The following is a 19,489-nucleotide window of genomic DNA, read 5'->3' as shown; positions in this document are numbered from 1 at the left end:
GTATGTGAGGGATCTGGCGCGATTTTTATCCCTCAAAATCCGTAGATTTTATGATACGCCTTCAAATTTTAAGGGACAACAAAAAACCCGCTTCTCCTATGAGAAAAGCGGGTTTTGAGATCTTTTGAGGGATTTTGCTGCTGAGTTCTGGTGCCGCTGACCGGAATCGAACTGGTGACCTTCGCATTACGAATGCGCTGCTCTACCGACTGAGCTACAGCGGCGACGACCCGCATTCTAACAAAGAACCTGCACTGCAACCAGCCCTAAAACGATAATTTTTGGCCCTGGTTGCAATTTTCACATTGCTTTCTGCGAATCAGGCTTCCTGGTGGTAGCTGGTCACCACCGCCACCTCGTCGCGCGATCCCAGGAACACCGGCACGCGCTGGTGCAGCTTGGTCGGCTGGATGTCTAGGATGCGCGTCTTGCCGTCGGTGGCCGCGCCGCCCGCCTGCTCGACGATGAAGGCCATCGGATTCGCCTCATACATCAGGCGCAGCTTGCCCGGCATCGAGGTGTCGCGCAGGTCGGCCGGGTACATGAAGATGCCGCCGCGATTCAGGATGCGGTGCACGTCCGCCACCATCGAGGCGATCCAGCGCATGTTGAAGTTGGTGCCGCGCGGGCCGGTGTCGCCGGCCAGCAGTTCGCCGATGTAGCGCTGCACCGGCGGGTGCCAGTGGCGCTGGTTCGACATGTTGATCGCGAATTCCTTGGTCTTGGCCGGGATCTGCATGCCGCGCTGGGTCAGCACCCACGAGCCCATCTCGCGGTCCAGCGTGAAGCAGTTGACGCCGTTGCCGGTGGTGAGCACCAGCATGGTCTGCGGGCCGTACACCGCGTAGCCGGCCGCCACCTGTTTCGAGCCGGCCTGCATGAAGTCGGCCTCGCTCGGCTGGGCCATGCCCTCGGGCGCCTTCAGCACGGAGAAGATGGTGCCGATCGAGACGTTGACGTCGATGTTCGAGGAGCCGTCCAGCGGATCGAACAGCAGCATGTATTCGCCCTTGGGATAGCGGTTCGGGATCGGGTGGATCGACTCCATCTCTTCCGACGCCATGGCCGCCAGGTGGCCGCCCCATTCGTTCGCCTCGAGCAGGATTTCGTTGGAGATGATGTCCAGCTTCTTCTGCACCTCGCCCTGGACGTTTTCGGTGTCGGCCGAGCCGAGCACCTCGCCCAGCGCGCCTTTGCCCACCGAGTGGCTGATGGTTTTGCACGCGCGCGCGACCACTTCGATCAGCAGGCGCAGCTCGGCTGGGATGGTGTTGTGGAGGCGCTGCTCCTCCACCAGGTATTGCGTAAGACTGACTCGTTTCATGTGTACCCTTGGTTGATTGTAATTAGTTGGCGAGCGCTTTGGTGATGACTTCGGCAACGTCATTCGAGAGCTTGCGCTTGGCGACTTTTTCCAGCGCCTGTTTCATCTTGGCCTGCAGCGCCGGCGCGTAACGGCGCCAGCGGTCCATGGCGCGCGCCAGGCGCGCCGCCACCTGCGGGTTGATGGCGTCCAGCTTGATCACGTATTCGGCCCAGAATTCGTAGGCGCTGCCGTCGGCGGCGTGGAATTGCGACGGGTTGGCGCTGGTGAAGTTGAAGATCAGCGCGCGCGCCCGGTTCGGCGTTTTCAGCGTGAAGGCCGGATGCTGCATCAGCTTGCGCACGGCCGCCACGTCGGTGGTGGGCGCCGAGGCCTGCATGGCGAACCATTTGTCGATCACCAGCGCTTCGTTTTCGAAGTCGTCGTAGAAGGCCTTCAGGTAGGGTCCGGTCTCGGCGCCGCTGTGGATCATGGCCACCAGCGCGGCCGAGCGGTCGGTCATGTTGCTGGCGTTCTCGAACTGCTGCTGCGCGAGCTTGAGCTCGGCCAGTTCCGGCGCCACCATCAGGTAGGACAGGCACAGGTTCTTCAGCGCGCGCTTGCCGGCCGACAGCGCGTCCGGGCTGTAGTCGCCCGGCGTCTGGTTGGCGTGGTATTGCGCGAGGAGTTCGGTTTTCAACGCGGCGCCGATGGTGCGGCGCATGAACTGGCGCGCGGCGTGGATCGCCTGCGGGTCGACCACGTCCATCTGCTCGGCGATGATGGTTTCCGATGGCAGGATCAGCGCCAGTTCGCGGAAGGCCGCGTCCAGCGTTTCGTCGGTCAGCACGGCGCGCATGGCGTCGATGAAGGTGTTGTCCAGCTTGAGGTTGGCGGCGCCGTGCGTGGCCACCTGCTTGGTCAGCTTGAGCAGGCGTTCCATCGCCAGGCGCTGGCCCGCTTCCCAGCGGTTGACCGGGTCGCTGTCGTGGCTGAACAGGTGCAGCAGTTCGTCGTCGGTGTAGTCGTATTCCAGGATCACCGGCGCCGAGAAGTCGCGCAGGATGGACGGCGTTGGCCGCTCGTCGACGTTGCGGAAGCGGAAGATCTGCTCCTGCTCGGTCAGCTCCAGCACCACCGTGGTGGCGCCCTTGGCGTGCTTGCCGTTCTCCAGCGTCAGCGCCAGGTCCTTGCCGTTGGCGCCCAGCAGGCCCACCGCCACCGGGATGTGGAACGGCTGCTGCCCCGGCTGGCCGCGCTGCGACAGGATGATGTCGAAGTTGCGCTTGACGGCGTCGTAGCGGGTGCGCGCGCTCACCACCGGCGTGCCGGCCTGCGCGTACCAGCGCTCGAACTGGGTCAGGTCGCGGCCGTTGGCGTCGGCCATGGCGGCGCGGAAGTCGTCGCAGGTGACGGCCTGGCCGTCGTGGCGGTCGAAGTACAGGTCCATGCCCTTGCGGAAGCCGTCGCGGCCCAGCAGGGTCTGGTACATGCGCACCACTTCGGCGCCCTTCTCGTACACGGTGACGGTGTAGAAGTTGTTGATCTCGACGAAGGAGTCGGGACGCACCGGGTGCGACATCGGGCCGGCGTCCTCGGGGAACTGGGCCTGGCGCAGCGTGCGCACCTGGTCGATGCGGGTGACGGCGCGGCCGGAGTCGGTGCCGATCATGTCGGCGCTGAACTCCTGGTCGCGGAACACGGTCAGGCCTTCCTTCAGCGACAGCTGGAACCAGTCGCGGCAGGTGACGCGGTTGCCGGTCCAGTTGTGGAAGTATTCGTGGCCGACCACCGCCTCGATGCCGGCGTAGTCGACGTCGGTGGCGGTGCGCGGGTTGGCCAGCACGAACTTGGTGTTGAAGATGTTCAGGCCCTTGTTCTCCATCGCGCCCATGTTGAAGTCGCCCACGGCGACGATCATGAAGCGGTCCAGGTCCAGCTCCAGGCCGAAGCGTTCCTCGTCCCAGCGGATGGAGTTCTTGAGCGACTGCATGGCGTAGTCGGTCTTGTCGAGGTTGCCCTCTTCCACCCACACCTGCAGCAGCACCTCGCGGCCATCGGCCAGCTTGAATTTCTCCTCCTGGCACACCAGCTTGGCGGCGACCAGGGCGAACAGGTAGGACGGCTTCTTGAACGGATCTTCCCACTTGGCGTAGTGGCGGCCGTCGCCGAGGTCGCCCTGCTCCACCAGGTTGCCGTTGGACAGCAGCACCGGGTAGGCGGCCTTGTCGGCGCGCAGCATCACGGTGTACTTGGCCATCACGTCCGGACGGTCGGGGAAGAAGGTGATGCGGCGGAAGCCCTCGGCCTCGCATTGGGTGAAGAAGTTGCCGTTCGAAACGTACAGGCCCGACAGCGTGGTGTTCTCCACCGGCGCGCAGGTGGTTTCGATCTCCAGCACCACCTCGGCCGGGGCGTTGCGGATGGTCAGGGTGGCGTGGCTGAGCTCGTAGTCGCCCTCGCCCAGCGGCTTGCCGTTCAGGCGCAGCCGCACCAGTTCGATCTCCTCGCCGTGCAGCACGATGTCGTGGCTGACGGCGTCCGGGTTCTGGCGCAGCGTGATGCGGTTGGCCACCACGGTGCGCGCCGGGGCCAGGTCGAAGCCCAGTTCTACGGTGTCTACCAGGTAGGCGGGCGGGGTGTAATCTTTGCGGTAAATCGTCGTGGGGCTGCTGTCTGTGCGCATTGGTCGGCTCTGAGTGGACGGAGGCAAAGGCTTATTTTACCAATACCGGCGTCGGCCGAGGCGCGGAATTGTCATTTCAGCCAGTGTTACCGACTTGTAAGTTGCCGCTTTCCACGATGCGGTAACATTCTGTAATAATCATGCAAGGTCCGAGTGAGCGTCATAAACTTAGCTCTGGAAAATACCGTCTTACCTGAGAGGTCATCATGAAATTTCTCGCCACCCTGGCCACAGCCGCTGTCCTGCTGTTGAGCGGCTGCGCCACCACCATCAGCAGCAACGTGACCGCCTTCAATGATTGGCCGGCCGATATTCAGGACAAAGCTTACGCGTTTGAAGCACCGCAAGGCGCCGACGATACGCTGGAATACCGCAACTACCAGGTGCTGGTTGCCAATGAGCTGAGCAAGCTGGGCTTCCACCAGGTGAGCGACGGCCAGCAGCCGAAATTACTCGTTGGTATGAAGTTCTTCACCATCGACCATCCGGTGCGCGTGTTGCAGACCGAGGACCCGTTCATGGGCCCGTACTGGGGCGGCCCGTACTACGGCCGTTACTATGGCCGTTATGGCTGGGGCTATTCGCGCTGGGCCTATCGTCCGTTCTTCTACGATCCGTTCTTCTATGGTCCGACCCGGGTCGAGGAGCGCGTCAAGCACCAGTACCAGCGCCAGCTGCGCGTGACCATCAACGACAAGTCGGGCCGCAAGCTGTATGACGTGACGGTGCAGAACACCAGCGGTGTGCAGGCCACGCCGCATGTGATGCCGGCGCTGGTGCAGAGTGCGTTCACCGGCTTCCCGGGCCAGAACGGGGTGCCGCGCACCATCGACATCACCATCGATCCGAAGATGGAGACCATGCAGGCGGCCGCGCCCGCCCCCAAGGCCAACTGACCGTCATTCCCGCGAAGGCGGGAATCCATGGAACGCTGGCACCGGGTTAACGCGTGCGTTCTATGGATTCCCGCCTTCGCGGGAATGACGCATGGCGCGCTTCAGGTACATCGGCAGCAGCCACCACACGCCCACAATCAGCAGCGCCATCACCACCGCCATGATCAGGCCGACGGTGGTGCCAAACACCTCCGAAATCACCAGCACCGTCCCCAGCACCAGGGCGATCGCCAGCGCAAACGCCCCGGCGACGATCTGGCGCGTGGCCACGCGCTTGAAGCGCACACGGTCCTTCAGCGGACGCATCAAGCGATGCTGGATCGCCGGCGCGCTCAGCAGCACCAGGCTGGTCAGCGCGAAGAAGAAGGTCGCCAGGAACAGCTGCTTCTCCACATGCACGATCTGCGCGAAACCCGAGTTGAACGGCAGGATCACCAGGAACGCCGACAGCATCTGCGCGCCCGGCAGCAGGATGCGCATCTCGCTCAGCATGTCGGAGAAATCGCCATCCTCGCGCTCTTCGGCGTCGTAGTCGCGCGGCTCGCTCATGGCAGCAGGATGCTCGAGCCGGTGGTCTTGCGCGCCTCCAGGTCGATGTGGGCCTGCCGCACGTCGGCCAGGGCGTAGCGCTGGCGGATGTCGATCTTGACCTCGCCGCTGCTGACCACGCCGAACAGCGACCTGGCCGACGCCTCCAGATCCTCACGCCTGGCCATGTAGGCCATCAGCGAGGGCCGGGTGATGAACAGCGAGCCGCGGCTGGCCAGCTCGTTCAGGCCGAACGGCGGCACCGGGCCGGAGGCGTTGCCGAAGCTGACCATCATGCCCAGCGGCTGCAGGCAGTCCAGCGAGCCGGTGAAGGTGTCCTTGCCGATCGAGTCGTACACCACCGACACGCCCTTGCCGCCGGTGAGCTCCTTGACGCGCTCGGTGAAGTTTTCCTTGTTGTAGTTGATCACGTGGCTGGCGCCGTTCTCGATCGCCAGCGCGGCCTTCTCGTCCGAGCCGACGGTGCCGATCAGGTTGACGCCCATCACGCGCGCCCACTGGCAGGCGATCAGGCCGACGCCGCCGGCGGCCGCGTGGAACAGCACGGTGTCGCCGGCCTTCAGCGCCACCGTGCGGTGGAACAGGTATTGCACCGTCAGGCCCTGCAGCATCATGGCGGCGGCGGTGTCGAACTCGATCTGCTTGGGCAGCAGCAGGATCTGCGAGGCCGGGATGTTGCGCGCCTCGGCGTAGGCGCCGAGCGGGCGGCCGCCGTAGGCCACGCGGTCGCCCGGCTGGAACTCGGTCACGCCCTCGCCCACCTGCTCCACCACGCCGGCGCCCTCCACGCCCAGCGCGCCGGGCAGCGGCTGCGGATACAGGCCGGTGCGGTGGTATACGTCGATGTAATTGAGGCCGATGGCCTCGTGGCGCATCCGCACCTCGCCCGGGCCGGGCGGCGGCAGGTCGACCTCCACCAGTTCCATCACCTCGGGGCCGCCCACGCGGCTCATGCGGATCGCCTTGACCATCATCGTTCTCCTTTATTGCGCTGCTTGCTGGATTTGCTGAAGCTGAGACAGTACCAGATGTGCCGACGCCACGTTGGTCGCGCACGGCGTATTGTGCACGTCGCAGGCGCGCACCAGGGCGTTGATGTCCGGCTCGTGCGGTTGCGGGGTCATCGGGTCGCGCAGGAAGATCACGGCGTCGATCTCGCCCTCCACCAGCAGGGAACCGATCTGCAGGTCGCCGCCGAACGGGCCCGAGTGCTTGCGGTCGACCGCCAGCCCCACCTCGTTGATCAGGCGGCCGCCGGTGGTGCCGGTGGCCACCAGCTGGCAGGTCGCGAGGTAGGCCTTGTACTCGGTGGCCAGGGCGATCATGTCGTCTTTTTTCTTGTCGTGGGCAATCAGGGCGATGCGGGTCTTCATGTCTTGATCCTATTTATTTTTTGGACAGCAGATAGATCCCTGCCAGCACGAGCGCGGTGCCGCCCAGCTGCCAGGAGGTGACGGGCTCGCCCAGCAGCAGCGCGCCCAGGAACAGCGTTGAAACCGGGCCGATCATACCAGCCTGCGAGGCGGTGCCGGCGCCGATGCGCTCGACCGCGATCATGGTCATGAACACCGGCGCCACCGTGCACAGCAGGCCGTTGACCAGCGACAGGCCGTACACCGGCAACGGCTGCAGCAGGCCCGAGGCCGGGCGCAGCAGGAAGAACTGGCCGACACAGGCGACGGTGGACACGCACATCGCGTACGACACCAGCTTGAGCGAGCCCAGCCGCTTGACCATCTCGCCGGACAGCAGCAGGTAGGCGGCGTAGGCGGCGGCCGAGCCGGTGACCAGCGCGGCGCCCAGCGCCACGTTGCTGCCGCCCCGCAGGTCGTGCACGAACACCAGCACGATGCCGAGGTAGGACGTGAGCAGCGCCAGCCACTGCCTGCGGCTGATGTGCTGCTTGAGGAAGGTCGAGCTGATCAGCAGCACGAAGGTGGGCGTGAGGAACAGGATCAGGCGCTCCAGGCCGACCGAGATGTATTGCAGGCCGAGGAAGTCGAGAAAGCTGGACAGGTAGTAGCCGACCAGGCCGAGGCCGAGGATGCGCCAGCGGTCATCGGGCTGGAGCGGCGTGCCGGCGCGCATCTTCCAGAGCGCGACGGCGGCGAACACCGGCAGCGAGAACAGCATGCGGAAGGCGATCACGGTGACCGCGTCGATGTGGTAGCGGTACAGCAGCTTGGCGACGATGGCCTTGGTGGAAAACAAAACCGACCCGCCGACGGCGATGCCCAGCCCGCTGAGAAAGGCGGCCCGCGTGAGCCCGCCGTGTGTGGTGCTTTTGTCCATATGCAAGATTGTACGACCTAAACCGAAACCCCGCTTGCAGCCCTGGCTTTGAGACGTATCAATCTGATTGGTGATAGGCTGTGCAAGCATCTTTGGATGCAAACACGAGTCCAACGATATGTTAAAGCTGATCAATCAGTACCATTCCAGCAATGGTTTGATCATTTGCGTCCGGAGGCAGCGGTGAAAGTTCAAACAGCACTTGCCCGGATCGAAAAGGGAAATCTCTCAAACGTTAAATGGTTCGCCGGCATAGGAGAATATGTCATCGACTGGGGGCCGGGCTATCGCATTTATCTAGCGCGCGACGGCTTGGACCTTGTCATTCTATTTGGCGGCGGCACCAAAAAACATCAGCAGATAGACATCACGCGGGCCAAGCTGTTGCATGACGAATACAAGCTGCGAAAGAAGTCGGGTAAAGGAGATGCGCTATGGAGCTGACACAAAATTATGATATTGGGATCATTGAGCGATTAAAACGCGAACGAGCTTTCGTGAAAGCCTTGCTGGCAGAGGTTGATGAGACCCTCGGTAACGAAGAATATCCCGTGGCGCAGGAGTTATTGCGCGTATTGGTCCTGGGCACGGTCGGATTTAATCCATTGTCGGATTCCTTGTCGATGACAGGTGTAGCGCTTCAGGAACTTCTGGAGGCGAAGCCCCCGCCACCGCCTGCGCATTTGCGCGCCATAGCAACCGCGCTCAAACGTGCGTTAGATGTCACCACCAATTAATCACCGGCGCCGCGGCGAGGGGCTGGCGGCGGTTTCTGGCTGGCCTCTTATGCTAGAATACCGCCCTCACCGCACACACATGACTCACCGCCAAAGGAAGACCAAACATGGCTGGACACAGCAAATGGGCCAACATCAAGCACAAAAAGGCAGCAACTGACGCGAAACGCGGCAAGATCTGGACTCGCCTGATCAAGGAAATCACCGTTGCTGCGCGCATGGGCGGGGGCGACCCAGCCGCCAACCCGCGCCTGCGCCTGGCGATGGACAAGGCCGCCGACGCCAACATGCCCAAGGATAACGTGCAGCGCGCCATCACCCGCGGCACCGGCGGCGAGGACGGCGCCAGCTACGAGGAGGTCCGCTACGAGGGCTACGGCATCGGCGGCGCCGCCATCATCGTCGACTGCATGACCGACAACCGCGTGCGCACCGTGGCCGAAGTCCGCAACGCCTTCAACAAGAACGGCGGCAACATGGGCACCGAGGGTTCGGTGGCCTTCATGTTCAAGCACTGCGGCCAGTTCCTGTTCGCGCCCGGCACCAATGAGGACGCGCTGATGGAGGCGGCGCTGGAAGCCGGCGCCGAGGACGTGGTCACCGACGAGGAAGGCGGCATTGAAGTCATCTGCGGCCCGCACGACTTCGCCGGCGTGAAAGACGCGCTGGAAGCCAAGGGCTTCAAGGCCGAGGTGGCCGAAATCATCATGAAGCCGGACGCCGTCACTTCCGTCACCGGCGACAACGCGATCAAGATGCAGAAACTGCTGGACGCGCTGGAAGCACTGGACGACGTGCAGGAAGTGTATTCGAACGTAGAAATCGAAGACTGAGGACTTATGAAAATTTTGGTAGTCGGCTCCGGCGGCCGTGAACACGCGCTGGCATGGAAACTGGCGCAATCCGAGCGCATTCAGATGGTGTACGTGGCCCCCGGCAACGGCGGCACCGCGCGCGACGCGCGCCTGGTCAACGTCAACATCACCGACCTGCACGAACTGGCCAACTTCGTCGAGAGCGAAGGCATCAGCCTGACCGTGGTCGGCCCGGAGACCCCGCTGGCCGGCGGCATCGTCAACCTGTTCCGCGCCCGTGGCCTCAAGGTCTTCGGCCCGACGAAAGAGGCGGCGCAGCTGGAGTCGTCCAAGGACTTCGCCAAGGCCTTCATGCAACGCCACGGCATCCCGACCGCCAAATACCAGACCTTCTCGGACGTGGCGCAAGCCCACGCCTACATCGACGCCAACGGCGCGCCTATCGTCATCAAGGCCGACGGCCTGGCCGCCGGCAAGGGCGTGGTGGTGGCCATGTCGCTGGAAGAGGCGCACCGCGCGGTGGACGACATGCTGGCCGATAACCGCTTCGGCGACGCCGGCGCGCGCATCGTGATCGAGGAATTCCTGGCCGGCGAGGAAGCCAGCTTCATCGTCATGTGCGACGGCAAAAACATCCTGCCGCTGGCCACCAGCCAGGATCACAAGCGCCTCAAGGACAACGACGAAGGCCCGAACACCGGCGGCATGGGCGCCTACTCGCCGGCCCCGATCGTCACGCCCGCCATGCACGCGCGCGTGATGCGCGAGATCATCAACCCGACCATCGCCGGCATGGCCAAGGACGGCATCGTGTTCACCGGCTTCCTGTACGCCGGCCTGATGATCGACGCCGCCGGCAACCCGCGCACGCTGGAATTCAACTGCCGCATGGGCGATCCTGAAACCCAACCTATCATGTCGCGCCTGAAGACCGACCTGGTGAGCGTGATGGAACACGCCGTCAACGGCACGCTGGATCAGGTGGAGCTGGAATGGGACCGCCGCACCGCCGTGGGCGTGGTGCTGGCCGCCGCCGGCTACCCGGACGCGCCGCTGAAAGGCGCCGTGATCGAAGGCATCCCGGCCGAAACGCCGGAAGCGGTGACCTTCCACGCCGGCACCGCCGACGTCAACGGCCAGCTGCAGGTGACCGGCGGCCGCGTGCTGTGCGTGGTCGGCCTGGGCGACAGCATCAAGCTGGCGCAGAAACAAGCTTACGAGGCGGTCGACCAGATCAGCTTCGAAGGCATGCAGTGCCGCCGCGACATCGGCTGGCGCGGGCTGAAACACTAATGACCGCGCCGAATCCCGCGGCAGTCAAAGCCTGGCTGCTCGCGCTGCAAAACAACATCGTGCAAGCGTTGGAGGCCGTTGACGGCAAAGCCTTCCTGCGCGATGAGTGGCAGCGCGCCGAAGGCGGCGGCGGGATTTCGCGCCTGGTCGAAGAAGGCAATGTGATCGAGCGCGGCGGGGTGAACTTCTCGCACGTGCTGGGCGCCAGGCTGCCGCCGTCGGCGTCGGCGCACCGCCCGGACATCGGCGGCAAGCCATGGGAAGCCATGGGCGTGTCGCTGGTGATCCATCCGCGCAATCCGTACGCGCCGACCGTGCACATGAACGTGCGCTTCTTCAGCACCACCAACGCGGCCGGCGAGCCGGTTTGGTGGTTCGGCGGCGGCATGGACCTGACGCCGTATTACGGCGACAAGGAAGACGTCAAACACTTCCACCAGACCTGCCATGACGCCCTCGCCCCGTTCGGCGCGGACCTGCACGCCAAGTTTAAAAAATGGTGCGACGAGTATTTCTACCTGAAGCACCGTCAGGAAGCGCGCGGCGTCGGCGGCATCTTCTTTGATGACTACAACGCCGAAAGCTTCGAGCATAGCTTCGCCATGACCCAAAGCGTGGGCGACGCCTTCCTCAAGGCTTACCTGCCCATCCTGAAGTCGCGCAAGGACACGCCCTACGGCGAGCGCGAACGCGACTTCCAGGCCTACCGGCGCGGCCGCTATGTCGAATTCAATCTGGTATTCGACCGCGGCACGCTGTTCGGCCTGCAGTCGGGCGGGCGCACCGAGGCGATCCTGATGTCGATGCCGCCCATCGTCAAATGGCGCTATCGCTGGGAACCCGAGGACGGCACGCCGGAAGCGGCGCTGTACACCGACTTCCTGCCGCATCGCGACTGGCTCGGCGCATAACGATGGCCTACCGCATCGCACTGCTGGGAGGCAGCTACGATCCGGTGCATCTAGGTCACGTCGCGTTGGGCGAATACTTCGCCAATCTGCTGCAAGTCGACCAGTTGCGCGTGATCCCGACCGGACTGCCGTGGCAAAAAGCCTCGCTGAAGGCGTCGTCGCAGCAGCGCGCCGACATGGTGGCGCTGGCCTTCGCCGGCCGGCCGTTCAGCGTGGCGGTGGACATGCAGGAGATCGCGCGCGGCGCCCAGGGACTGCCGACCTACACCATCGATACGCTGCGCAATGTGCGCGACGAATTGGGGCCGCAGGCCTCGGTGGCCTTTTTGATGGGCGCCGACCAGCTGCAGCGGCTCGACACCTGGCATCAATGGCAGGCGCTGTTCGACTACGCCCATATCTGCGTAGCGGCCCGCCCCGGCTATGACATCGCCACCGCCGGCCTGCCGCCGGCCGTGGCCGAGGCGTTTTCCCGCCGTTTGGGGACGTCTGAACAAATCCGCAACACGCCGCATGGTCTGACTTATCTGGCACAGGACTTCGCGGTGGATATCTCCGCCACCCAGATACGTGCGGCATTACAACGGGGGGAGCAGGCAAACTCGCTTATCCCGCCGCTAGTGCTAGACTATATTGAACAACACCATCTCTACAAAAGCTAATGGACATCAAAAAACTGCAAACCCTGGTCGTTGACGCCCTCGAAGACGTTAAGGCCCAAGATATCGTCCTGTTCGACACGACCCACCTCACCAGCCTGTTCGACCGCATCGCGATTGCCTCCGGTACCTCCAACCGCCAGACCAAGGCGCTGGCCGCCTCGGTGCGCGACAAGGTCAAGGAAGCCGGCGGCGAGGTCTACGGCATGGAAGGCGAGGACACCGGCGAATGGGTGCTGGTCGACCTGGGTGACATCATCGTCCACATCATGCAGGCGCCGATCCGCGCCTACTACCGCCTGGAAGAGATCTGGGGCGACAAGCCGGTGAAACTGGGCGCCGCCAAGCGCAAGGGCACCAAGGAAGCGGAAGAAGCCGAACCGAAGAAGATCAGCAGCCACCTGGCCGCCGGCAAGAAGGCCGTCGCCGCCGAAGCCGTGGTCGAGAAGAAGACCGCCGCCCGCAAGCCGGCCGCCGCCAAGAAAGCACCTGCCGTGAAAAAAACCGCCGCCGACAAGCCGGCAGCCGCCGTCCCGGCCGGCAAGAAGATCAAGGTCGGCGCGCCGAAGGCCACCGTCGCCGCCGTCAAGGCGTTGAAGGCCGCGCCGAAGCCGCGCGCCGCCAAGCCGAAAGCGGAGGAAGCACCGGCCAAGACCGTCATCAAGCGCATCAAAAAAGCGGCCGAGTAATCCCGTATGCAGCTGATCATCGCTGCGGTCGGCCACAAGATGCCGGCCTGGATAGAAACCGGCTACGCCGAGTATGTGAAGCGCATGCCGCCGGAACTGAAGATCGTGCTGAAGGAGATCAAGCCGGTCGAGCGTTCCGGCAGCAAGACCGCCGCCACCGCGATGGCGCTGGAACGCGAGCGCATCGAGGCGGCGCTGCCGAAATCGGTGCGCATCATCGCCCTCGATGAACGCGGCAAGGACCTCACCTCGGTGGGCCTGTCGCAGCAGCTGGAGGCGTGGCAGCAGGATGGCCGCGACACGGCCTTCCTGATCGGCGGCGCCGACGGTCTCGATCCGGCCCTGAAGGCGCGCGCGGAAGGCTTGATACGGATCTCCAGCATGACGCTGCCGCATGGTATGGTGCGGGTGATGCTGGCCGAGCAGCTATACCGCGCCTGGACCATTACCCAGAACCACCCTTATCACCGCGTCTAACAACAACCATATGAAACCGGTCGACAAGAAGATTTACCTCGCCTCGAAAAGCCCGCGGCGGCGCGAGCTGCTGCGCCAGGTCGGCATCGACTTCGAACTGCTGCTGCTGCGCAGCGACGGCCCGCGCGGCCCGGACGTGACCGAGGAAGTGCTGCCCGGCGAGGCGCCGCTCGACTACGTCGCGCGGGTGGCGCTGGAAAAAGCCAAATTTGCATCCGACCTGGTGACCAGGCGCCGCATGGCGCCGCGTCCCGTGCTGTCGGCCGACACCACCGTCACCATCGATGGCGCCATCCTCGGCAAGCCGGCCAACCCGGCCGAGGCCACCGCCATGCTGCGGCAGCTGTCGGGCCGTACGCACCAGGTGCTGACCTCCATCGCGGTGGCCTCGGCCGACTTCGCGGGCCAGGTCACGCAGGTGTCCGACGTGCGCTTCGGCGTGCTGTCGCCGGCGGCGATCGCCGCGTATTGCGCCTCGGCCGAGCCGTACGACAAGGCCGGCGGCTACGGCATCCAGGGCCCGGCCGCGCAATTCATCGAGCACATCTCCGGCAGCCATTCCGGCATCATGGGCCTGCCCATCTACGAGACCGTGCAACTCCTGCGTCAGGCGGGTTTGCCGCTCCCCTAGCCACCTTTGTGGCGTGCCGGACTTCGGCCGTGTATCATCGGGGCATGAATGAAGATATCCTGATCAATATCACGCCGCAGGAAACCCGCGTCGCCCTCATCGTGCAGGGCGCCGTGCAGGAACTCCACATCGAACGCACCCTCACGCGCGGCCTGGCCGGCAACGTCTATTCCGGCAAGGTGGTGCGCGTGCTGCCCGGCATGCAGTCGGCCTTCATCGACATCGGCCTGGAACGCGCGGCCTTCCTGCACGTGGCCGACATCTGGGAGGCGCGCCCGCACGACGGCGGCCCCAACGCGGCGCCGACGCCGATCGAGAAACTGCTGTTCGACGGCCAGGTGCTGACGGTGCAGGTCATCAAGGACCCGATCGGCACCAAGGGCGCGCGCCTGTCGACCCAGATCTCGATCGCCGGCCGCATGCTGGTCTACCTGCCGCAGGACGGGCATATCGGCATCTCGCAGAAAATCGAAAAGGAGGCCGACCGCGAGGCGCTGCGCGCGCGCTTGCAAAGCCTGCTGCCGGCGGAGGAGAAAGGCGGCTACATCGTGCGCACCCAGGCTGAGGACGCGTCCGACTCCGACATCGCCGCCGACATCGAATACCTGCGCAAGACCTGGGCCGCCATCACCCACGGCGCCCGCACCAAGCCGGCCACCACCCTGCTGCACCAGGACTTGAGCCTGGCCCAGCGCGTGCTGCGCGACTTCGTGCACGACGAGACCGCCACCATCCAGGTCGACTCGCGCGAGAACTACCTGAACCTGCAGGAATTCGGCAAGGCCTACACCCCGGGCGTGCTGCCGCGGCTGCACCACTACACCGGCGAGCGCCCGCTGTTCGACCTGTACGGCGTGGAGGAGGAAATCCTGCGCGCGCTGGGGCGGCGCGTGGACCTCAAGTCGGGCGGCTACCTGATCGTCGACCAGACCGAGGCCATGACCACCATCGACGTCAACACCGGCGGTTTCGTCGGCGGGCGCAATTTCGCCGACACCATCTTCAAGACCAACCTGGAGGCGGCGCACGCGATCGCGCGCCAGCTGCGCCTGCGCAACCTGGGCGGCATCATCATCCTCGACTTCATCGACATGGAGAACACCGAGCACCGCAACGCCGTGCTGGCCGAGTTGAAGAAGGCGCTGTCGCGCGACCGCACCAAGGTGTCGGTCAGCGGCTTCTCGGCGCTGGGGCTGGTGGAGATGACGCGCAAGCGCACGCGCGAGTCGCTGGCCCACATCCTGTGCGAGCCCTGCCCCGCCTGCAACGGCCGCGGCCAGGTCAAGACCTCGCGCACCATCTGCTATGAAATCCTGCGCGAGCTGCTGCGCGAGGCCAAGCAGTTCAACCCGCGCGAATTCCGCATCCTCGCCTCGCAGGAGGTGGTCGACATGTTCCTCGAGGAGGAATCCCAGCACCTGGCCATGCTTGGCGACTTCATCGGCAAGAAGATCTCCCTGCAGGTGGAGAACGCCTATCACCAGGAGCAGTACGACGTGATCCTGATGTAAGCGGCGCCGCTCAATGAAAAAAGCCCGCGCGAGGCGGGCTTCAGCGTGCTACGGCGCCAGTTTTAGAACTGGTTCATGGTGTTGTCCTTGCCGGCCGCCTTCAGCGCCGCCTCGCCGCTGAAGTAGTCCTTGTGGTCGTCGCCGATGTCCGAGCCGGACATGTTCTGGTGCTTGACGCAGGCGATGCCCTGGCGGATTTCCTTGCGCTGCACGCCGGCCACGTAGCCCAGCATGCCCTGGTCGCCGAAGTATTCCTTGGCCAGGTTGTCGGTCGACAGCGCCGCCGTGTGGTAGGTCGGCAGCGTGATCAGGTGGTGGAAGATGCCCGCTTCGCGCGCTGCGTCGGCCTGGAAGGTGCGGATCTTCTCGTCGGCGCGCTTGGCCAGTTCGGTCGTGTCGTATTCCACGCTCATCAGCTGGCCGCGCTCGTAGGCCGAGACGTCCTCGCCGGCGGCCTTCATCGCGTCGTACACCTGCTGGCGGAAGTTCAGGGTCCAGTTGAACGATGGGCTGTTGTTGTACACCAGCTTGGCGTTCGGGATGACCTTGCGGATTTCGCTGACCATGCCGCCGATCTGGCCGATGTGCGGTTTCTCGGTTTCGATCCACAGCAGGTCGGCGCCGTTTTGCAGCGAGGTGATGCAGTCGAGCACGCAGCGCGCCTCGCCGGTGCCGGGGCGGAACTGGAACAGGTTGCTCGGCAGGCGCTTGGGACGCAGCAGCTTGCCGTCGCGCTTGATGATCACGTCGCCGTTGCCCAGCGCGTCGGCCGAGACCTCGTCGCAGTCCAGGAAGGAGTTGTACTGGTCGCCCAGGTCGCCGGGCTGGCTGGTGACGGCGATCTGCTTGGTCAGGCCGGCGCCCAGCGAGTCGGTGCGGGCCACGATGATGCCGTCGTCCACGCCCAGCTCCAGGAAGGCGTAGCGGATGGCGCGGATCTTGGCCAGGAAGTCCTCGTGCGGCACCGTCACTTTGCCATCCTGGTGGCCGCACTGCTTCTCGTCCGACACCTGGTTCTCGATCTGGATGCAGCAGGCGCCCGCCTCGATGAATTGCTTGGCCAGCAGGTAGGTCGCCTCGGCGTTGCCGAAACCGGCGTCGATGTCGGCGATGATGGGCACGACGTGGGTGACGTGGTTGTCGATCTTGTCCTGGATGGCGGCTTTTTCAGCGGCGCTGCCGGCGGCGTCCAGCTGGCGGAACAGGCCGCCCAGCTCGCGCGCATCGGCCTGGCGCAGGAAGGTGTACAGCTCCCTGATCAGCGCCGAGACGGCGGTTTTTTCGTGCATCGACTGGTCCGGCAGCGGGCCGAACTCGGAACGCAGCGCGGCCACCATCCAGCCCGACAGGTAGAGGTAGCGGCGGTCGGTGCTGTTGAAGTGCTTCTTGATCGAGATCATTTTTTGCTGGCCGATGAAACCGTGCCAGCAGCCCAGCGACTGCGTGTATTTCGATGGATCCTTGTCATAGGCCTCCATGTCCGCGCGCATGATCTTGGCGGTGTACTTGGCGATGTCCAGGCCGGTCTTGAACCTGTTCTGCGAGCGCATGCGGGCCGCCGATTCGGGATTGATGGCGTTCCAGGCCGCGCCTTGTTGCTCTTTCAGCTTTGCCACTGCCTTGATGTCGTCTTGATATTGGGACATTTTGATCTCCTAAGGATTAAACACGAATAAGCTAAACCGCATGACTAAATAGTAGGCCATTCTGATGCGTCGCACAAAGTCTTATATAAGACATATAACTTAAATTTATTCGTTTATTTTCAATAGGATATCCATCAATTCTCGAGATATGAAACGCCTTTTCAAAAAATGAGAAAAAAGATGCGGCAGTCCGCCATGCCGCATCCCACGATATGAAACGATTTTTCTCATGCCGAGGTAGTCACCCGTTTCGTCCCAAGGCCGGAACATATTCCATGCTGCGCTGCCGCTAGCATTCGTTCAACGTTGGTTATATAGTCAATGCACAAATCACAACAAAGGAGACAGCATGACCATCAACCGTTCGTTTGCAGCGCTCTGTTTCATCCTGCCTTGCCTGTCGGCGCTGGCGGGCAGCCGCGAATCGGTGCCGCCGCCGGCGCCGGCGGTCGGGGATTCGTGGACCTACCAGTACACCGACGTCTGGAAGGGCGCCAAGGGCAACGTCAACCGCATGGAGGTGGCGGCCATCGACGACGCCGGCATCCACGTGGCGATCAAGCGCGCGGCCAGCGGCGCGCTGCTGACGGAGCAGTTGTTCAGCCCCGAGATGAACCCCATCGACCGCGGCAGCATGCACTTCGCGCCCTCGTTCGCGCGCTACGCCTTCCCGCTGGCGCCGGGCAAGGAATGGAGCAGCGACGCCACCGGCAACAACCCCAAGCAGGGCAAGAACTGGCGCTACCACATCAAGGGCAAGGTGCTGGACTGGGAAAAGGTCAAGGTGCCGGCCGGCGAGTTCGAGGCGCTGAAGATCGTGGTCGAGGCCACCTACAGCGCCGACGACGCGTTCACCAGGAACGGCGGCGGCCAGCTGACCGAGACGGTCTGGTTCGTCCCCGAGCTCAACAACTTCGTCAAGCTCGACTACCGCGACACCGACTGGCAGGGCCGCCTGTACAACCGCGACATGTGGGAACTGACCACCTACGTGCGCAAGCAGTAAGTCATTTCGAGATGCGCAGGATGGCCGACGCCAGCTTGGAGAAGCACGGCGTCAGGTCGGCCTGGGTGGCCGCGTGGCAGTACACCCCGACCGGCTTGGCCGCGTTGAAGCAGCGCGCCGGCGCGTCGGTCGAGTTGGCCATGCATTTCAGCGTGTCCTCGCCCTTTTCGCCGTCGGCGCCGGTGCCGCTCTTCAGCGCCGCGCCCAGCCCCAGCGTGAACACATAGATGCCCTCGTCGCGCGACTTGGCCGCCATCGCCTCCACCAGGTTGCGCGCGGCGCGGTTGACGTTCCGGTAGGTGATGTCGCTGGTCACCACGCGCGGCGAGTTGGTCACGATCGGGAACTCGCGCGGCGCCGCCGGGTCGTTCCAGATGTTGGATTGCGGCTGATTATGGGCGTTGTACCAATCCGGCAAGGCCGAGGCCTTGGTGGTGATGTTGGAGGGCGTGCAGCTGCCGCCCATGTCGTCCGACTGCTGGTCCAGCTCGAACAGCCCGGTCGGCGTGCCGGAACCATCGTCGTCGGTGGCGATGGTGCCGGCGCGTGGCAGATTGTTCACATCCTTGCAGTCGCCGCTGTTGTTCCACTTGAGCGTGGTGCCGAACGAGTTCGGCGCGCCGTCCGAGAAGAACACGATCACGCGCAGGCTGGAGCGGTTGTTGTTGGTGGTGGGCACGCTGTTGATTTGCGCGCGCGCCGCGTACATGCCCTCCGGCGAGGCGGTCGAGCCGCTGAAGCTGTAGCTGGTGATGTTGTCCAGCATGCTGGCGCGGTCGAAGCCGCGCGCGGTCTGCCGGATCGGATCGTCCACCACCGCGCCATACGAGAAGTGCAGCAGGCCGACGCGGTCGCGCTCGACGTTGAACTGGTTGAGAAAGGTCTTGGCCGAGCTGCGCACATTGGCCGCCGAGCCCGACAGCGAGCCCGAGGTGTCCAGCACCACCACCATGTCCAGGTCCTTGCGCTTGGTCTCGGTCAGCACGCCCGGCGACATCGGCCCGGTGCTGAAGCCGCCGAACAACGCGGTCGGCATGGTGGCCGAGGCGCTCACGGTGATGGTCACCTCGCTGGTGTTGAAGGCCACGTTGACGTCGTTCAGCGTGGCGGTCGACATCAGGTAGTTGGGCGGGAAGTTGGCGGCGAAGAAGCGCTGCGCGGCCGCCTTGGCGTTGGCGATCTGCTCGGTCTGGTTCTTGCCGTTGCTGATGGCGCGCGCGGCCGCCAGCCCGGCGGCGTCGGTGGCGGCGTTGAGCTTGGCCTTGACCATGTAGCTCAGGCCGGCGCTGAAGGCCAGCCCCACCACGGCCAGCAAGGTGGTCAGCGAGATCACCACCATCACGGTGATGCCGCCGCGCTGCCGTTTCAGTCGGTGCGGGGTGCGCATG

20 protein-coding genes and 1 tRNA gene are annotated in these 19,489 nt (G+C 64.3%); 12 read left to right on the top strand and 9 right to left on the bottom strand.

The genetic code is table 11. The features are described 5' to 3' along the window. Positions 1-148: 148 nt before the first annotated feature. From FHW83_RS04765 to pepN, 3 genes are all read right to left on the bottom strand, one after another. Positions 149-224, bottom strand: a tRNA-Thr gene (locus FHW83_RS04765). Positions 225-319: 95 nt separating this feature from the next. Next, positions 320-1,324 carry a class 1 fructose-bisphosphatase gene (locus tag FHW83_RS04760; RefSeq protein WP_176645214.1) on the bottom strand — a complete coding sequence of 335 codons (1,005 nt, stop codon included), beginning with the start codon at positions 1,322-1,324 and terminating at the stop codon, positions 320-322. Between the two features lie 22 nt (positions 1,325-1,346). Continuing rightward, positions 1,347-3,989: an aminopeptidase N gene (pepN, locus tag FHW83_RS04755; protein ID WP_176645213.1), complete on the bottom strand. Its 2,643-nt coding sequence runs from the start codon at positions 3,987-3,989 to the stop codon at positions 1,347-1,349. Positions 3,990-4,195: 206 nt separating this feature from the next. On the opposite strand from pepN, the gene FHW83_RS04750 reads away from it, so the two are divergent. Further along, entirely contained in the window at positions 4,196-4,885 is a 690-nt protein-coding gene (locus FHW83_RS04750) for a DUF4136 domain-containing protein (RefSeq protein ID WP_176645212.1), read from the top strand. Between the two features lie 60 nt (positions 4,886-4,945). Here the strand turns inward: FHW83_RS04750 and FHW83_RS04745 are convergent, their stop codons facing one another. The 4 genes from FHW83_RS04745 to FHW83_RS04730 are packed head-to-tail and all read right to left on the bottom strand — an operon-like array spanning position 4,946 to position 7,726. Further along, complete coding sequence (locus FHW83_RS04745) at positions 4,946-5,434, bottom strand: DUF6328 family protein (RefSeq protein ID WP_176645211.1); 489 nt, start codon at positions 5,432-5,434, stop codon at positions 4,946-4,948. Beyond that, positions 5,431-6,405, bottom strand: a complete 975-nt coding sequence (locus FHW83_RS04740; protein WP_176645566.1) for a quinone oxidoreductase — start codon at positions 6,403-6,405, stop codon at positions 5,431-5,433. The genes FHW83_RS04745 and FHW83_RS04740 overlap by 4 nt, the downstream gene beginning before the upstream one ends. Positions 6,406-6,417: 12 nt before the next feature. Continuing rightward, positions 6,418-6,807 carry a methylglyoxal synthase gene (locus FHW83_RS04735; protein ID WP_176645210.1) on the bottom strand — a complete coding sequence of 130 codons (390 nt, stop codon included), beginning with the start codon at positions 6,805-6,807 and terminating at the stop codon, positions 6,418-6,420. A 13-nt stretch (positions 6,808-6,820) separates the two neighbouring features. Next, complete coding sequence (locus FHW83_RS04730) at positions 6,821-7,726, bottom strand: DMT family transporter (protein WP_176645209.1); 906 nt, start codon at positions 7,724-7,726, stop codon at positions 6,821-6,823. Positions 7,727-7,822: 96 nt separating this feature from the next. On the opposite strand from FHW83_RS04730, the gene FHW83_RS04725 reads away from it, so the two are divergent. From FHW83_RS04725 to rng, 10 genes are all read left to right on the top strand, one after another. Beyond that, positions 7,823-8,170: a type II toxin-antitoxin system RelE/ParE family toxin gene (locus tag FHW83_RS04725; RefSeq protein ID WP_176645208.1), complete on the top strand. Its 348-nt coding sequence runs from the start codon at positions 7,823-7,825 to the stop codon at positions 8,168-8,170. Beyond that, entirely contained in the window at positions 8,161-8,463 is a 303-nt protein-coding gene (locus tag FHW83_RS04720) for a hypothetical protein (protein WP_176645207.1), read from the top strand. Before FHW83_RS04725 ends, FHW83_RS04720 begins: the two co-directional genes overlap by 10 nt. Before the next feature lie 107 nt (positions 8,464-8,570). After that, positions 8,571-9,296, top strand: a complete 726-nt coding sequence (locus FHW83_RS04715; RefSeq protein ID WP_176645206.1) for a YebC/PmpR family DNA-binding transcriptional regulator — start codon at positions 8,571-8,573, stop codon at positions 9,294-9,296. Positions 9,297-9,302: 6 nt separating this feature from the next. After that, entirely contained in the window at positions 9,303-10,571 is a 1,269-nt protein-coding gene (gene purD, locus FHW83_RS04710; RefSeq protein WP_176645205.1) for a phosphoribosylamine--glycine ligase, read from the top strand. Further along, entirely contained in the window at positions 10,571-11,482 is a 912-nt protein-coding gene (gene hemF / locus FHW83_RS04705; protein ID WP_176645204.1) for an oxygen-dependent coproporphyrinogen oxidase, read from the top strand. The genes purD and hemF overlap by 1 nt, the downstream gene beginning before the upstream one ends. 2 nt (positions 11,483-11,484) lie before the next feature. Beyond that, entirely contained in the window at positions 11,485-12,144 is a 660-nt protein-coding gene (locus tag FHW83_RS04700) for a nicotinate-nucleotide adenylyltransferase (protein ID WP_229224021.1), read from the top strand. Continuing rightward, on the top strand, positions 12,144-12,830 hold the full coding sequence (gene rsfS, locus FHW83_RS04695; RefSeq protein ID WP_176645202.1) for a ribosome silencing factor: 687 nt from the start codon (positions 12,144-12,146) through the stop codon (positions 12,828-12,830). The genes FHW83_RS04700 and rsfS overlap by 1 nt, the downstream gene beginning before the upstream one ends. 6 nt (positions 12,831-12,836) lie before the next feature. Further along, positions 12,837-13,307: a 23S rRNA (pseudouridine(1915)-N(3))-methyltransferase RlmH gene (gene rlmH / locus FHW83_RS04690; RefSeq protein ID WP_072789839.1), complete on the top strand. Its 471-nt coding sequence runs from the start codon at positions 12,837-12,839 to the stop codon at positions 13,305-13,307. Between the two features lie 10 nt (positions 13,308-13,317). Next, complete coding sequence (locus FHW83_RS04685) at positions 13,318-13,938, top strand: nucleoside triphosphate pyrophosphatase (RefSeq protein ID WP_176645201.1); 621 nt, start codon at positions 13,318-13,320, stop codon at positions 13,936-13,938. Between the two features lie 44 nt (positions 13,939-13,982). Beyond that, on the top strand, positions 13,983-15,449 hold the full coding sequence (gene rng / locus FHW83_RS04680; RefSeq protein WP_176645200.1) for a ribonuclease G: 1,467 nt from the start codon (positions 13,983-13,985) through the stop codon (positions 15,447-15,449). Positions 15,450-15,511: 62 nt separating this feature from the next. On the opposite strand, the gene FHW83_RS04675 is transcribed toward rng, so the two are convergent. Continuing rightward, positions 15,512-17,095, bottom strand: coding sequence for an isocitrate lyase (locus tag FHW83_RS04675; RefSeq protein WP_176645199.1), 1,584 nt, complete (start codon positions 17,093-17,095; stop codon positions 15,512-15,514). Between the two features lie 349 nt (positions 17,096-17,444). Between FHW83_RS04675 and FHW83_RS04670 the strand changes: the two genes are divergently transcribed. Beyond that, entirely contained in the window at positions 17,445-18,101 is a 657-nt protein-coding gene (locus FHW83_RS04670) for a hypothetical protein (RefSeq protein ID WP_176645198.1), read from the top strand. A gap of 1 nt (position 18,102) precedes the next feature. Here FHW83_RS04670 and FHW83_RS04665 read toward each other — a convergent pair whose 3' ends face one another. Then, entirely contained in the window at positions 18,103-19,488 is a 1,386-nt protein-coding gene (locus tag FHW83_RS04665) for a vWA domain-containing protein (RefSeq protein WP_176645197.1), read from the bottom strand. Position 19,489: the final 1 nt, after the last annotated feature.

Origin of the sequence: Duganella sp. SG902 (assembly GCF_013376005.1) — a bacterium.
Lineage (GTDB): Bacteria > Pseudomonadota > Gammaproteobacteria > Burkholderiales > Burkholderiaceae_D > Rugamonas.
The sequence above is the reverse complement of the archived record's forward strand: the minus strand, read 5'-3'. Positions and strand labels throughout refer to the sequence as shown.